The sequence below is a fragment of the Actinomyces bowdenii genome, assembly GCF_017592395.1.
Lineage (GTDB): Bacteria > Actinomycetota > Actinomycetes > Actinomycetales > Actinomycetaceae > Actinomyces > Actinomyces bowdenii.
In genome coordinates this window covers 1-15,446 of sequence record NZ_JAGFOU010000008.1, presented here as the reverse complement: position 1 = coordinate 15,446, position 15,446 = coordinate 1, and the positions used below count along the sequence as shown (strand labels likewise).

7 protein-coding genes are annotated in these 15,446 nt (G+C 71.2%); all 7 read right to left on the bottom strand.

Annotated features, from left to right (window positions below; translation table 11 throughout):
- Positions 1 to 67: 67 nt before the first annotated feature.
- The 7 genes from J5X07_RS04900 to J5X07_RS04870 all read right to left on the bottom strand — a co-directional run bounded on the left by J5X07_RS04900 (position 68) and on the right by J5X07_RS04870 (position 14,926).
- Positions 68 to 3,040 carry a VWA domain-containing protein gene (locus tag J5X07_RS04900; RefSeq protein WP_208478876.1) on the bottom strand — a complete coding sequence of 991 codons (2,973 nt, stop codon included), beginning with the start codon at positions 3,038 to 3,040 and terminating at the stop codon, positions 68 to 70.
- Positions 3,041 to 3,047: 7 nt separating this feature from the next.
- Positions 3,048 to 3,356, bottom strand: a complete 309-nt coding sequence (locus J5X07_RS04895) for a hypothetical protein (RefSeq protein ID WP_124932664.1) — start codon at positions 3,354 to 3,356, stop codon at positions 3,048 to 3,050.
- Positions 3,357 to 3,576: 220 nt separating this feature from the next.
- Positions 3,577 to 4,053, bottom strand: a complete 477-nt coding sequence (locus tag J5X07_RS04890) for a hypothetical protein (protein ID WP_124932665.1) — start codon at positions 4,051 to 4,053, stop codon at positions 3,577 to 3,579.
- Between the two features lie 408 nt (positions 4,054 to 4,461).
- Positions 4,462 to 5,310: a variant leucine-rich repeat-containing protein gene (locus tag J5X07_RS04885; protein ID WP_124932666.1), complete on the bottom strand. Its 849-nt coding sequence runs from the start codon at positions 5,308 to 5,310 to the stop codon at positions 4,462 to 4,464.
- Positions 5,311 to 5,527: 217 nt separating this feature from the next.
- Positions 5,528 to 9,484: a DNA-directed RNA polymerase subunit beta' gene (locus tag J5X07_RS04880; protein ID WP_208478905.1), complete on the bottom strand. Its 3,957-nt coding sequence runs from the start codon at positions 9,482 to 9,484 to the stop codon at positions 5,528 to 5,530.
- A 202-nt stretch (positions 9,485 to 9,686) separates the two neighbouring features.
- Entirely contained in the window at positions 9,687 to 13,208 is a 3,522-nt protein-coding gene (rpoB, locus tag J5X07_RS04875; protein ID WP_124932668.1) for a DNA-directed RNA polymerase subunit beta, read from the bottom strand.
- 728 nt (positions 13,209 to 13,936) lie between these two features.
- Positions 13,937 to 14,926, bottom strand: coding sequence for a PDDEXK family nuclease (locus J5X07_RS04870; RefSeq protein ID WP_208478875.1), 990 nt, complete (start codon positions 14,924 to 14,926; stop codon positions 13,937 to 13,939).
- Between the last annotated feature and the right edge of the window lie 520 nt (positions 14,927 to 15,446).

Genomic DNA, 15,446 nt, shown 5'->3' with positions numbered 1-15,446 from the left:
TACTATCTGCCGGTGCATGGCTGCACCTCGGGTCAGCGCCTGGGGGCACTGGCGACGCCGGCCGCCCTCACAGCAGGGGGAGGGCCGCGGGAGGATCGTCCCGGTCTGCTGCGCCCCCATCCGCCGGGCCACCGCCTGAGCCGTCATCCGGGACAGCTGCCGACGCGCCCGAGAGCGGGTCCCAGGGCTCATCGAGCTCCGGAAGCGCATGCGGGGCCTGCTCCGCCTGCGGGCCCGCCCAGCTCGCATCCGCGCCGGTGAACGCGGTCGCCCCGGCGCCGGCGGGCTGCTGGCCCAGTGGGGGCAGGCTCCCTCCCGGATCGCAGACGGCGCTGCCCAGGGCCGCGCCGGCGGTGGCGGGCTCAGCTCCGCCCGAGGAGGGCCCCCGGGGGGAGTCCCCACCCGTCTGGGCCACGCTGGACACGCGCGCGGCCAGGCGCTGGCGCGCGTCGTCGACGATCCGGGCGACAACGGCGTCTTCCATGGAGGCGGCCATGATGATGAGGGTGGCCTCCCGGGGCGAGTCGGGGCGGTCCAGCACCGCCACCCAGTTGCCGCGCAGGCTCAGGGGCAGCACGGCGCGGCCATCGCGCGAGCCCGGCGTCGCCCCGCTGACCGAGACCGCCCCGGGCGCGGCCAGCTCGACCCGCGGCATATCGGTGGGCAGGGCCCCCATACGGGCGCGAAGGCGGTAGGGGCCGATGGCCACCTCCCGGCTGCCCCGGGGCACCGAGCGCATCTTCAGTCGCTGGGAGGGCAGATCGATGGTGGGATGCGAGCCGTCCTGGGGCAGCGTCACGGCGGCGGTGGCACTGATGAGCGGGCCGGCCGGGATCCGGGCGGACAGGTACTTGAACAGGTAGAGCAGCCCCACAGGAAGCGTGATGCCCGCCACCAGGGCGATGATGAAGGCCGTCCAGGCGGTGGCCGCGTCCAGGGGGCGGCGCATCTCGGCGCTGAAGGGCACCTCGATGGTCTGGGCGCGCTGCGGCTCACCGTCAGGCGCCACGGAGACCGAGAGGGTTCCGCTCACCGCGCCATTGGCGTGGTCCTGGGTGCTCAGCGTCAGTGGCAGGGTGGCGCTCCGGCCCTCGGGGACCTGCACGCAGTCCTGAGAGGAGGAGGCCTTCGCCGAGACGGTGATGCTCCCCGCTGCGGCCGGGGCTCCGGTCAGCTGCTGGGCGCCGTCCTCCAGCCAGACGCATCCCGGACCGGTGACCTCCAGCTCCGCCTGCGCCCTCGTGCTCCCCTCCATCCGGCCGAAGTCCACCGAGGCGCCCAGTCCCGGGTAATCGGTGGGCGGGGAGATGGTCACCGGCGCGGAGGACACGGTGGGTGACAGCGTGGTGCCCTGGACCTGCTGGCCATCGGCCCCGGTGGCGGGGGCCGTGGTCACGGTCAGGCTCGTGGTCAGGGTCGCGCTGCCCAGGGCGGCGTCCTGCGGGATGGTGATGTCCTGGGCATCCCTCAGAACGGCCGGGTCGCTGGTCTCCAGCAGCACATGGTCGGTGCCCTTGGCATCGGTCAGGACCGCGGACATGGCCAGGGACCCGGTGAGGCGGTCCGAGGGGACCTCCTGCCCGCCGGCGCCATCGGTCACCGAGAGGTCGACGCCGGTCACCGCCTCGCCCTGGCGCAGGCTGGCACTGCCCAGATCCTTCCAGCTCAGGGTCAGGGGCGAGGACAGGTGCAGGTTGACGCGCGCCTCCTCGCCCGAGGAGGTCGAGGCGGTGTCGACCAGGACCAGGCGCCACTGGCCGTCCCAGGAGCTGATGGCCTTGGCATCCAGATCGGCCTGGAGGGTGCGGGGGGTCAGCCACTCGTAGGCGACCCCCGCCTCGCTGCGCGCGCCGGTCCCCGTGGAGGCCATGACGATCGGGGCCTGGCCCCCCGGGGGGTAGAGGTGCGCCTCCAGGCCCTCGACCTGGGAGGATGCCAGGAGGTGGACGGTGCTCAGGGAGCGGTCGAGCACGAAACTCGTCTCCCCCTCGGCGCACACCGAGCCCTGGCAGATGCTGACGCTGCGCCCGGTGACAGTGGTTCCCGGGGTGGAGATGGAGTCGAAGGCCAGCAGCAGGGAGTCGATATCGCTGACCGGGTAGAAGGCGCCCGGCGGGGAGGCCAGGTCCCCGCAGGGCTCCATCCCCGAGCCGGAGGGGGCCGTCCCCCCGCCAGTGGTGATCCGCTGCATGAAGCTGAAATCCGTCGATCCGTCGCTCAGGCCGATGCCCAGCAGCCTGACACCCGAGGAGCGCAGCTGGTCGACCATCCCGGTAGGGCGGCACAGGTCCTGGATACCGGCGGCCTCAGCCTGCTCGACACCGGACTCCTGGGCCAGTGAGGCCTCGGGCGCATAGACCTTGCGCTCCCCGTGCCTCTCCCGGGCCTGGGAGGAGTCGCGCACATCCAGGTCGTGGGCGCCGTCAGACAGCCAGGCCACGGCGCGGCAGCCCGAGGTGTCATGGTCCACCAGGTCCTGACGGGCACCCTCCAGGGCGTTCCAGTAGTCCGTGTCGTAGTCGGTCAGGCTCTGCCCCACGGAGGTGATCTGCTGCTCAACGGCGGGGAGCGTGTCATCGCCCAGCGCCGTCCACTGCCCGGCGCCCTGGTAGTCGGCGGCGAAGCCGGCCACGCGGATGCTCAACTCGATGCCGGAGCTGTCGGCGAAGGCGGCCAGGCGCTGGGCCAGGTAATGGCCGGCCTGCACGCGGGAGTCCTGGGGATCGGTGCTGCGCAGGGAGCCGGACTGGTCCATGAGGATGACCAGGGCCCCGCCGCCCTTCCCCGCCATGCATGAGCCGAAGTCCTCCACGGCGCCGGGGGCCGCGGCCGGCGCGGGCGCGGCTGGAGCCGCACGGGCGGCTGAGCCCGGTGCTGGGGGTCTCCCCGGTGCCGGGAGGGCGGCGGAGCCGGCCGCATGGGCGGGGAGCAGGCCGAAGAGCATACAGGCCATGGCCGCCAGGAGCACCAGGCCCAGCACCAGGGGCCTCAGGCGACGGTGGCTCAGAGAGCCGACCGTGAAGAGGGTCGAGGGACTCATCGCCGCCTCACATCCTTCCCACGATGAGGGCGATGCGCACGGACGCGGCGATGACGGCCAGGAGGCAGACCACGACGGTGGCCCGGTAGAGGAGCCGGGTGCGCGGGGTGTGCAGGTACCAGGGGTCGGTCTGGCGCGCCGCGTCGCGCACGACGAAGGCCGTCGCCGCCCCCATGCCCAGGATCCCTGCCAGCGCCCAGCTGCTGATGGCCACGGCGAGCACCTCCGAGGCCGCCGCCAGGACGATTGCCAGCACCGCCGCCCCCATGGCGGCGTACAGCATTCCCACCGGCGCCTTGATGGTGTGGATCCGCACGCTAGGGGCTCCCTCTGCGGAGCGTGCGGAACCGGGGGCTCCCAGGCCTGGCGCTGAGGAGGCGGTCGCGGCGGCCTGCTCGGCCGGGGCGCCGGGCTGCGGGCCCGGCTCAGCGGGCGGGGAATGGTCCCAGGCGCCGGCCTGGGGAATGGTGGGGAAGGACGGCGTCATCGTTACGGTGCCTCCTGCGGTCGAGGGTGTTGGCACAGGGCGTCTGTCATCAGCCCGCCTCCTGCTCAGTGCGCTCCGGGTCCGGCAGGCTCTGCTCGGCCTGCCGCAGGATGTCCAGGAGCTCTTCGCTCCACGGCACCTCGATGCCCAGGCCCTGGGCCCGCGTGAGCAGCGCCTCGACCGCGGCGGGATCGATCCGCCCTGCCGCAGCGGAGGCCTCCGCGAGAGTCTGCGCCTTGAGGGCTGCAGCCCCCAGGGACAGTCCCGTGACCGCCGCACCGGCGGGCAGGATGAGGCTGCCCACGAGGAGAGACGCCGCCACGGCCCGAGGCCGGGCCCGCACGACGGCGATGACCGAGCAGATGACGGCGCACAGCGCCGTCAGGGCTCCCCCCGCGATCACCATCGCGGCAGCCCGGCTGAACAGCGGGGCACCGCTGAGCAGGTGGGCGACGATATGGACGGAGGTCAGCAGCGCGTGGGTGCCCCACCCCAGGAGCAGGACTGCCAGTACCGTCAGGATCATGCCCGCGGGCTGGGCGCGGGTGCGGCGCCGCTGCGCCGGGGCTCTGACGGCTGCGCGCACCACCGATGGCCCCGCCGAGGGGGCCGATGCCCCTGGGCGGGCGTCCCGGGGGCCTGCCGGGCCGGTTGGCTCCCCCGGGGAGACCGGAGCGGACCGCTGTGCGCGGGCCTGTGGGGAGGGTCTCCCGGTGGCCTCCTCAAGGCTCGGTAGTCCCACGCCGCCAGTCCCGCCTGCTCCCGGCCGCCTGGAGAGTGCGGCGCCCGGTGCCGCCAGCGGATGCGAGGGCTCATCCAGCAGGGGCAGGGCGCCTGGGGACAGAGACGGGCTCCCGACCGGAGGCGCGCCGGCGCCCCGGCTCATGCGCCAGCGCTCGGGCTGAGGGCGTCCCGCCATGTCAGCCAGCCTCTCTCAGAAGGTCTCGTAGGAAGTGCGGTTGAGGGTGAAGCCGTGGCCCGTCCACTGGTTCCAGCAGGTCATGCCGGTCTCCTCGGAACTGCAGGCGTAGGTGTCGTTGGCGGCGGACGTGCCGTACTCCAGGGTGTGGACCTGCTGCCCCTCGACACCGATGAACTCCTCGCCACAGGCCAGGGCGGTGGACTCCGTGGTGGTCAGTGAGAACAGGGAGGCGTCGCAGTCCTCCTGCCCGTTCTCGGCGTAGTAGCGCTCGGCGATCGAGCAGGAGACCGAGTCGGTCCCGATCTCGCAGGAGATGTTCAGCGAGGGCGATTGGATGAGATCGGCGCTGATGGCGTCGACCGGGGCGGGATCGGCCTGGGCCTCCTGCGAGCTGGAGGCCGAGGAGCCACCGGAACCGCCTGAGAGCTGGGAGGCGACGTAGGCGGTGCATGAGCCGGCCAGGACCAGGACCCCCGCAGTCAGGACGGAGGCGACGAGGCAGCCGCTGCTCCTCCTGCGCGGTGCTGCCTGGGCCGCATACGGGGCGCCGGCTCTGGGCACGCCGGCTGGCGGTGCCCCCTGGCGGCCGAGCGCAGGCATGGGGGCTGTGGGCGCCGAGCCGACCGCGGGCATCTGCGTGGTGGTGGCCTCCCCGGCCTGCGCCTTCTGGTGCGCCTGCCAGGCCCGCCGCGCCATGGGGTCCTTGACCTCCTCCAGGATCCAGGAGCGCAGATCCGGCGGGCAGGCGGGGTTGACCACGATGAGGCGGTGCAACTCGGGAAAGGCATCCGCCAGGTCGCCCAGGCGCTCGGGCGGAGTGCCGGGATTGCGTGCTTCAGCAGCTTCGGGGATCTCGCTCACTGTCACTCATTTCGATGCGCTCAGAGCAGCGCACTGATTAGTTCTATTAATAGATGTGTCGGGCATCGCGATCTTGAGATGAGGCTAGCAATGATCCGCGCTGCCTGCCAAAGAAACAGCCTCACCTGCGCAGACATGAGCGTGGCTCTGGCGGCCGCCCGTGAGGCGGCCGCCAGAGCCACGCGGATGCGATACCGGGCGGGCCGGCCTCAGCGGCTCAGAACTCGAAGTCCTCGCTGCCGGTGAAGCCGGGGCGCAGATCCTCGGAGAAATCCGCGCGCAGGTCGCCGCCGCCGAAGTGGAAGTCGTCCAGCGCCACCGCCTCGCCGAAGGCGCCCTCGTTGAAGCCCGTGCGCGAGAACACCTCGGCCTTGACCTCCTCGGTGGGCTCGACCTCGATGTCGGCGTAGCGGGCCAGGCCCGTGCCGGCGGGGATGAGCTTGCCCAGGATGACATTCTCCTTCAGGCCCAGCAGCGGGTCGCTCTTGCCGTTCATGGCGGCCTCGGTGAGCACGCGGGTGGTCTCCTGGAAGGAGGCGGCGCTCAGCCAGGAGTCCGTGGCCAGGGAGGCCTTGGTGATGCCCATGAGCTCGGTGCGGCCCGTGGCGGTCTTGCCGCCCTCGGCCATGACCCGGCGGTTCTCCTTGCGGTAGTGCATGACGTCGACCAGGTCGCCCTGGAGCAGGCGGGTGTCCCCGGAGTCCAGCACGGTGACGCGGCGCAGCATCTGGCGCACGATCACCTCGATGTGCTTGGAGTGGATGTCCACGCCCTGGGAGCGGTAGACCTCCTGGACCTCCTCCACCAGGTGGCGCTGGGTGGCGGCCACCGAGCGCAGGCGCAGGACCTTCTTGGGGTCCACCGGGCCCTCGGTGAGGGCCTGGCCCGGCTCCACGTGGTCGCCGTCGGCCACCAGCAGGCGCTGGCGGCGCGAGACGGGCACCACCACGTCCTCCTCGCCGTCGTCGCGCTTGATGACCAGGCGCTTGCCGTCGGCGTCGTCCTCGATGGCCAGGGTCCCGGCGGCCTCGGCCACGGCGGCCTCGCCCTTGGGGGTGCGGGCCTCGAAGAGCTCCTGGACGCGGGGAAGGCCCTGGGTGATGTCGGCGGCGCCCGCGGCACCACCGGTGTGGAAGGTGCGCATGGTCAGCTGGGTGCCGGGCTCGCCGATGGACTGGGCGGCGATGATGCCCACGGCCTCGCCGATGTCCACGCGCTTGCCGGTGGCCAGGGAGCGGCCGTAGCAGGCGGCGCAGGTGCCCACCTCCGAGTCGCAGGTGAGCACGGAGCGCACCGTGATCTCCTCGACCCCGGCCTCGATGGCGGCGTGGATCTCCGCGTCCCCCAGGTCGGTGCCGGCCTCGACGATGACCTCGCCGCTCTCATCGACGATGTTGCGGGCCAGGGTGGTGCCGAAGACGGTGGTGCCCAGGATCTCGCTGGGCTCCTTGAAGCGCTCGCCACCGGCCTCCACCCAGGAGAAGATCCGCTTGGTCAGGCCCTTGCGGGTCCCGCAGTCCTCCTCGCGCACGATGACGTCCTGGGAGACGTCCACCAGGCGCCGGGTGAGGTACCCCGAGTCGGCGGTGCGCAGGGCCGTGTCGGCCAGGCCCTTGCGGGCGCCGTGCGTGGCGATGAAGTACTCCAGGACGCTCAGGCCCTCGCGGTAGTTGGACTTGATCGGCCGGTCGATGAGGCGCTGGCGGGGGTCGGCCACCAGGCCGCGCATGCCGGCGAGCTGGCGGATCTGGTCCCAGTTGCCTCGCGCCCCCGAGACCACCATCTGGTAGACGGTGTTGCGCTCGGGGAAGTTCTCCCGCATCGCGTCGGCGACCTCGGCGGTGGCCTTGGTCCAGATGTCGATGAGGGAGGCGTAGCGGTCCTCCTCGGTCAGGGCGCCCAGCTCGAACTGGTCCTCGATCTCGGCGGCCTCGGCCTCGTAGCGGGCCAGGATCTCCGGCTTGGAGGCCGGGGAGACGACGTCGGCGAAGGCCACGGTGATGCCCGACCAGGTCGACCAGTAGAACCCGGCGGCCTTGAGGGCGTCCAGGGAGGCGGCCACGTCCACGCGCGGGTAGTTCTCCGCCAGGGCGTTGACGATGTTGCCCAGGGCCTTCTTGTCCACCACGTAGTTGACGTAGGGGAAGGACTCGGGCAGGGCGGTGTTGAACAGCGCCCGGCCCAGGGAGGTGCGCAGGGTGATCGGGTCGCCCTCCTGGTGGCCCTCGGGGGCCTGCCAGCCCTCGGGCGCCACGATGCCCTCCTCGAAGCGGATGTCGCAGGCGGCGTTGACGTGCAGCTTGCCGAAGTCGTGGGCCATGACGGCCTCGGCGAAGGAGGAGAAGGAGGGCACGATCGGCTCGCCCCTGTCGTCCTTCTCCACCTCCACGGCCGGGTCCGGCTCACTGGTGAGGTAGTAGGTGCCGATGATCATGTCCTGGCTGGGCATGGTCACGGGGCGACCGTCGGAGGGCTTGAGGATGTTGTTGGAGGACAGCATGAGGATGCGGGCCTCCGCGGCCGCCTCGGCGCCCAGGGGCAGGTGGACCGCCATCTGGTCGCCGTCGAAGTCGGCGTTGAAGGCGCCGCACACCAGCGGGTGGAGCTGGATGGCCTTGCCCTCGATGAGCTGGGGCTCGAAGGCCTGGATGCCCAGGCGGTGCAGGGTGGGGGCGCGGTTGAGCAGCACGGGGTGCTCGCGGATGACCTCGGCCAGGACGTCCCAGACCTTGGGGTTGGCGCGCTCCACCATCCGCTTGGCGGCCTTGACGTTCTGGGCCTCCTTGAGCTCGACCAGGCGCTTCATGACGAAGGGCTTGAACAGCTCCAGGGCCATCTGGCTGGGCAGCCCGCACTGGTGGAGGGCCAGCTGGGGGCCCACCACGATGACCGAGCGGCCCGAGTAGTCCACGCGCTTGCCCAGGAGGTTCTGGCGGAAGCGGCCCTGCTTGCCCTTGAGCATGTCGGACAGGGACTTCAGCGGCCGGTTGCCCACGCCGGTGACCGGGCGGCCGCGGCGGCCGTTGTCGAACAGGGCGTCCACGGCGTCCTGGAGCATGCGCTTCTCGTTGTTGACGATGATCGTCGGCGCGCCCAGGTCCATCAGCCGCTTGAGGCGGTTGTTGCGGTTGATGACGCGGCGGTAGAGGTCGTTGAGGTCGGAGGTGGCGAAGCGGCCGCCGTCGAGCTGGACCATGGGACGCAGGTCCGGGGGGATGACCGGGATGCTGTCCAGGACCATCGACTCCGGGGCGGTGCCCGTCAGGCGGAAGGCGTTGACCACCTTGAGGCGCTTGATGGCGCGGGTCTTGCGCTGGCCGGTGCCGGTGTCCACGATCTCGGCCAGGGAGGCCGCCTCGGCCTCCAGGTCGAAGTTGCGCAGGCGCGCCTGGATGGCCTCGGCGCCCATGGCGCCCTTGAAGTAGATGCCGTAGTCGGCGACCATGTCGCGGTAGAGCACCTCGTCGCCCTCGAGGTCACCGACCTTGAGGGACACGAAGCGGTCCCACACCTTGTCCATGTGCTCCAGGGTGCGCTGGGTCTTGCGGCGCAGGGCCGTCATCTCCCGCTCGGCGGTCTTGCGCAGCTTCTCGCGCTGGGAGGCGTCCGCGCCCTCGGCCTCCAGCTGGGCCAGGTCGGACTCCAGCCGCTGCTGGCGGGCCTCGACATCGGCCAGCCCGGCCTCCTCGACGTGCTTCTTCTTGACCTCCAGCTCGTTGCGCAGGGAGGGCAGGTCGTCGTGGCGGCCCTCCTCATCGACCTCGGTGACCATGTAGGCCGCGAAGTAGATGACCTTCTCCAGGTCCTTGGGCGCCAGGTTGAGCAGGTAGCCCAGGCGCGAGGGCACGCCCTTGAAGTACCAGATGTGGGTCACGGGCGCGGCCAGCTTGATGTGGGCCATGCGCTCGCGGCGCACCTTGGAGCGGGTGACCTCCACCCCGCAGCGCTCGCAGACGATGCCCTTGTAGCGCACCCGCTTGTACTTGCCGCAGGCGCACTCCCAGTCGCGGGTGGGGCCGAAGATCTTCTCGCAGAAGAGCCCGTCCTTCTCCGGCTTGAGGGTGCGGTAGTTGATGGTCTCGGGCTTCTTGACCTCGCCGTGCGACCAGGAGCGGATGTCCTCCGCGGTGGCGAGGCCGAGCTGGATCCTGTCGAAGACGTTGGCGTCGAGCACAGTTCCTACTTCCGATGGTTCAGTCATCAGGTGGTGTGGTGGGGGCGCTCCGCCGTCGTTGTTCCAGGACGACGACGGTGCCCGGTGGTCCGGGAGGATGGGGGGCGGCGCGGGCGGTGCTGCCGGCAGGCCCGGTGCCTGCGCCGCCCCCGATCCTCAACCGGGACCCGTGATGGAGTTGTCGGGGCTGGTCACGACCGGCTCAGATCTCATCGACGGTCGAGACAGTGGCCCCGCCCGGGCGCCGGCCCAGGTCGAAGCCGAGCTCCTCGACGGCGCGGTGGGAGTCCTCGTCGTTGTCGTCCAGGCCGATCGCGTGCCCCTCGGCGTCCAGCGCCTCCACATTCAGGCACAGGGACTGCATCTCCTTCATGAGCACCTTGAAGGACTCGGGGATGCCGGGCTCGGGGATGTCATCGCCCTTGACGATGGCCTCGTAGACCTTGACACGGCCGTTGACGTCATCGGACTTGACGGTGAGCAGCTCCTGGAGGGCGTGGGCGGCGCCGTAGGCCTCCATGGCCCACACCTCCATCTCGCCGAAGCGCTGGCCGCCGAACTGCGCCTTGCCGCCCAGGGGCTGCTGGGTGATCATCGAGTAGGGGCCGGTGGAGCGGGCGTGGATCTTGTCGTCCACCAGGTGGTGGAGCTTGAGGATGTACATGTAGCCCACCGAGATGGGGTACGGGAAGGGCTCGCCGGAGCGGCCGTCGAACAGGCGCGCCTTGCCGTCGGGCTGGACGAGCTGCAGGCCGTCCTCCCCGGGCAGGGTGGAGTCCAGCAGGCCCATGAGCTCGTCGTCGCGCACGCCGTCGAAGACCGGGGTGGCCACGGGGGTGCGGGGCTCGGCGGTGATGCCGTTCTCCGGCAGGCGCAGGGTCCACTCCTCGCCGGCCTCGCGGGCGGCGCTGGCGTCCCAGCCGCGGGAGGCCACCCAGCCCAGGTGCAGCTCCAGGACCTGGCCGACGTTCATGCGGCTGGGCACGCCCAGGGGGTTGAGGATGACGTCCACGGGCGTGCCGTCGGCCAGGAAGGGCATGTCCTCCACCGGCAGGATCTTGGAGATGACGCCCTTGTTGCCGTGGCGGCCCGAGAGCTTGTCGCCCACCGTGATCTTGCGCCGCTGGGCGATGTAGACGCGCACCATGCGGTTGACGCCCGCGGGCAGCTCGGCGTCGTCGGAGGCGGCGTCGATCTCGCGCACACCGGTGACGATGCCGTACTCGCCGTGGGGCACGCGCAGGGAGGTGTCGCGCACCTCGCGGGCCTTCTCCCCGAAGATCGCGCGCAGCAGGCGCTCCTCGCTGGTCAGCTCGGTCTCGCCCTTGGGGGTCACCTTGCCCACGAGGATGTCGCCGCTGCGCACCTCGGCGCCGATGCGGATGATGCCGCGCTCATCGAGGTTGGCCAGGGTCTCCTCGCTGACATTGGGGATGTCGCGGGTGATCTCCTCGGCGCCCAGCTTGGTGTCGCGGGCGTCGACCTCGTGCTCCTCGATGTGGATCGAGGTGAGCATGTCCTCGGCCACCACCCTCTGGGAGATGATGATGGCGTCCTCGTAGTTCAGGCCCTCCCAGGTCATGAAGGCCACGAGCAGGTTCTGGCCCAGGGCCAGGTCCCCGCCCTCGGTGGCCGGGCCGTCGGCCAGGACGCTGCCCACCTCCACGCGCTCGCCCTCGGTGGAGACCACGCGCTGGTTGTAGCAGTTGCCCTGGTTGGAGCGGCGGAACTTGGCGACCTTGTAGACGGTCTCGGTGGCGTCGTCGTTGGCCACGCGCACGAAGTCGGCGCACACCTCGGTGACCACACCGGCCTTCTCGGCCACCAGCACGTCCCCGGCGTCCACGGCCGTGCGGCGCTCCATGCCCGTGCCCACCAGGGGGGCGTCGGGGCGGATGAGCGGCACGGCCTGGCGCTGCATGTTGGCGCCCATGAGGGCGCGGTTGGCGTCATCGTGCTCCAGGAAGGGGATGAGCGAGGTGCCCACCGAGACCATCTGGCGCGGGGAGACATCCATGAGGTCGACCTGGCTGGAGGGCACCAGCGCGGGCTCGCCGCCGGTGACGCGGCACAGGACGTGGTCCTCGGCGAAGCGGCCGTCCTCGGTGAGGGTGACGTTGGCCTGGGCGATGACGTGGCGGTCCTCGTCGTCGGCCGTCAGGTAGTGGGTCTCATCGGTGACCCTGCCGTCCTTGACCACCCGGTAGGGGGTCTCGACGAAGCCGAAGGGGTTGATGCGCCCGAAGGTGGCCAGCGAGCCGATGAGGCCGATGTTGGGGCCCTCGGGGGACTCGATGGGGCACATGCGCCCGTAGTGGGAGGTGTGGACGTCGCGGACCTCCATGGAGGCGCGCTCGCGCGACAGGCCGCCGGGGCCCAGGGCGCTCAGGCGGCGCTTGTGGGTCAGGCCCGCCAGCGGGTTGTTCTGGTCCATGAACTGCGAGAGCTGGGAGGTTCCGAAGAACTCCTTGATCGCCGCGGTCACCGGGCGGATGTTGATGAGCGTGTTGGGGGTGATGGCCTCAACATCCTGGGTGGTCATGCGCTCGCGCACCTGGCGCTCCATGCGGCTCATGCCCGTGCGCACCTGGGCCTGGATGAGCTCGCCCACCGCGCGGATGCGGCGGTTGCCCAGGTGATCGATGTCGTCGTACTCCACGGGGATCTGGGTGATCTCGCCGTCGCGCACGCCCTCGACGCCCTCGGCGCCGGCGTGCAGGGCCAGGAGGTACTTCAGGGCCGCGACGATGTCCTCGATGCGCAGCACCGAGTCGGCCAGGTCGGTGGCCAGGCCCAGCTTCTTGTTGATCTTGTAGCGGCCGACCTTGGCCAGGTCGTAGCGCTTGGGGTTGAAGTAGAAGTTCTCCAGCAGGGTGCGGCCGGCCTCCACGCTGGGCGGCTCGCCGGGGCGGATCTTCTTGTAGATGTCCAGCAGGGCCTCGTCCTGGGTGGTGACCTTGCGGTCCTCGTCCAGGGCGGAGGTCAGCGCCGGGTAGCCCTCGAACTCCTTGCGGATCTCGGCCTCATCCATGCCCAGGGCCAGGAGGAAGACGGTGACGTCCTGCTTGCGCTTGCGGTCGATGCGCACCGAGACGCGGTCGGACTTGTCGATCTCGAACTCGAGCCAGGCGCCGCGAGAGGGGATGAACTTGACGTTGTAGACGAACTTGTCCGTGGTCTTCTCGGTGGCCCGCTCGAAGTACACGCCCGGGGAGCGCACCAGCTGGGAGACCACGACGCGCTCCGAGCCGTTGACGATGAAGGTGCCGCGCTCGGTCATGAGCGGGAAGTCGCCCATGAACACGGTCTGGGACTTGATCTCGCCGGTGGAGAAGTTCTCGAAGTCGGCCACCACGTACAGGGGGGCCGCGTAGGTCAGGTCCTTCTCCTGGCACTCCTCGACCGTGTACTTCGGCTCCTCGAAGCGGTGGTCGTGGAAGGACAGGGCCATCGTCTCCGCGAAGTCCTCGATCGGGGAGATCTCGTCGAAGATCTCCTCCAGGCCCGAGGTCTCCGGCAGCGAGCCGGGGCGCTCCCTGTTGGCGGCGGTGACACGCTCCCGCCACTTCTCGTTGCCGACGAGCCAGTCGAAGCTCTCGGTCTGGAGGGCGAGGAGGTTGGGAGCCTGCATGGGCTCCGCGATCTTCGCAAAATTGATACGACGTGACGCTGTGCGAGCGGCGATGTCAGCGGCGGTAGGTGCAGAGGTGCGCGAGGCAGCCAAAGGGGATCCTTCCCTCAGATCGGGGATCACTCTTCGTACACTGGGCACCGGCCCCGGCGGGCGCCTCACCGGGGGCGGCTGGACCCCGGGCTTGGACACACCACTGGCGCTAGTACACACAATGGACGCAAAGCGCTAGCGTACACGCCCGCTCCACAGGTGACCATGCCCAGCAGCACCCGCTTCTTGCGATTCCCACCACAGTCGCGCATACTGCCCCGCCCCACGCCCCTCCAGCAGGCCGCACCCCGCGCAGAGCGCCCTGGCGCCCCCGGGCTCCCGGGGGCAAGAAGGGCGTCACTTCGCGACAAGCGCGTCACTTCGCGACTCAGACGACACCTACAAGGTACGTCCATTCCGCCAAGTGACGTCCAAGTCGCCAAGTGACGCCTAATCGGCGCCCAGCACCACGCCCCGACGACGCGCTCACCCCGACGACGCGCTCACCCCGCCCCCGCCACAGCACGGCCGCAGCACCGCCACCGCCGTCGTCAGGAGCGGGACCGGGAGGCGGCCGCCGTCGGGATCAGCGCAGGGCCGGTCGATGGGCCGGCGCGGCCCGGGTGCCGGCCCTGACCCGGGACCGACCCGCGCAACCCGGGCGATGCGAGCCGAGCGGATCCGAGCGCCGGGCCGGCGCGGGACCGACCAGGCCCAGGCGGGTATTCAGGTCCGCCACGGTCCGAGCACCGGGCCGAGCCGGGACCAACCCTCCCGCGGCTCAGGGCTCACAGCAGGACCGGCCCCTCGGAGTGCGAGCCCCACAGACCCGTGCCGCGCAGGAGGGGGTCGGGGCGCAGCCCGGCCAGGACCGGGGCGGGGAAGAGGGCCAGGATGCGGCCGGCCAGGGCGCGCAGGTCGCGCAGGTCCTCGGTGGGGATGCGCAGCATGGTCCAGCCCTGGGAGTGGATGTCGTCCTGGCGGAGCTTCTCGTCGTAGATGTCCTGCGGCGCCTGGTACTTCATGCGGCCATCAACCTCCAGCACGATCCGCAGGCCGGGCCAGCTCAGGTCCAGGTACCTGGTGCCGCGGCGGCCCTCCACGGGGTGCTGGAGCTCGGGCGCCGGCAGGCCCAGGGCCAGCACGAGCCACCGCACCAGGCTCTCGGCGGGCGAGTCCGACCACGGGCTGGCAGCAGCCAGGACGGCCCGGGCCTGCCGGATGCCATGCCTGCCGGCGCCCGCCTCGATCATCCGCTGCCAGGCTGCGCGGGCCTGCGCCAAGGGCGCCTCGCACTGGCCGGGACGCCAGGTGCAGGGATCGCAGACCAGGCGCAGGGCGGAGTCGGCGATGCACAGGGCGTTGTGGGCGGGCTCGTCGCAGGCGCAGTCGAAGGCGGTGCGCAGCGCAGTGGTCACCGGCAGGCCTGCCACCTCGATGATGTCCTCGCCGGGCAGGTCCAGGCGACGACGGCGCAGGTGGACCACCTTCGCCCCCGCGCGCGGCCCGCCCGGCACCGGGGTGGGCGGGCCTGTGCGGGGGTAGTGGACGGCGGGCAGGCGCGTGGCGGTGCGGCGGGGACGGCACGCCGTGGCGAGGTGGACATCGGGCTCCTGGGCCCACATCCCCAGCCCGAGGACGAGGGCCGCAGAGGTGTGGGTCAGGCACCGGGCCGCCGGGGCCCGCTGCAGTGCTGCAATGGCACGCGCCAGAGAGACCGCGGTGCGCTGCTCCCATGGGGCGAGGTCAGGATTCGTCACCAGGGAGTAGCCGCGCATGATCGGCAGCTCGTTCGTGCGCCGAGAGAGGGCGGGGCCGCCGCTGCCGCGCCTGACGAGACGGACGCGGAGTCTGGGTGACATGGGGTAGTGCGTCGCGGGAGTCATGACCGGAGTGTGCGGCGGGCGGCCGGGGATGTCGCCCCCTGCAGGGGCCGGCTGTGGACAGGGAGGAGCTTGCCGCACTTATCCACCGCTGACGTACACGGCTCAGGCTGGAACGGCGTCATTTTCATGCGTGAGTTGGGTGGGCCCGACGGCCCTGTGACAGCCCATACCATCCGCGAGCTCGCCGCTGCCCCCCATACCACGCCGCAGTGCCCCGGCCCTCCGTCGTCGTGCCGGGCTCAGAGCCGGAAGGGGACCACCGGGAGGCGGACGGTGCGCGGCGGCGGGTGCGTCTCGTAGTGTGGTGGCAATTCCTGCGGGCCTGGCCGGCGAGGGTGGCTGGGGTGGGCATCGTGGGAGCCCAGCTGTTCGACCAAGAATCACTAGGAGTGTCCCACGATGCCCAAGAACC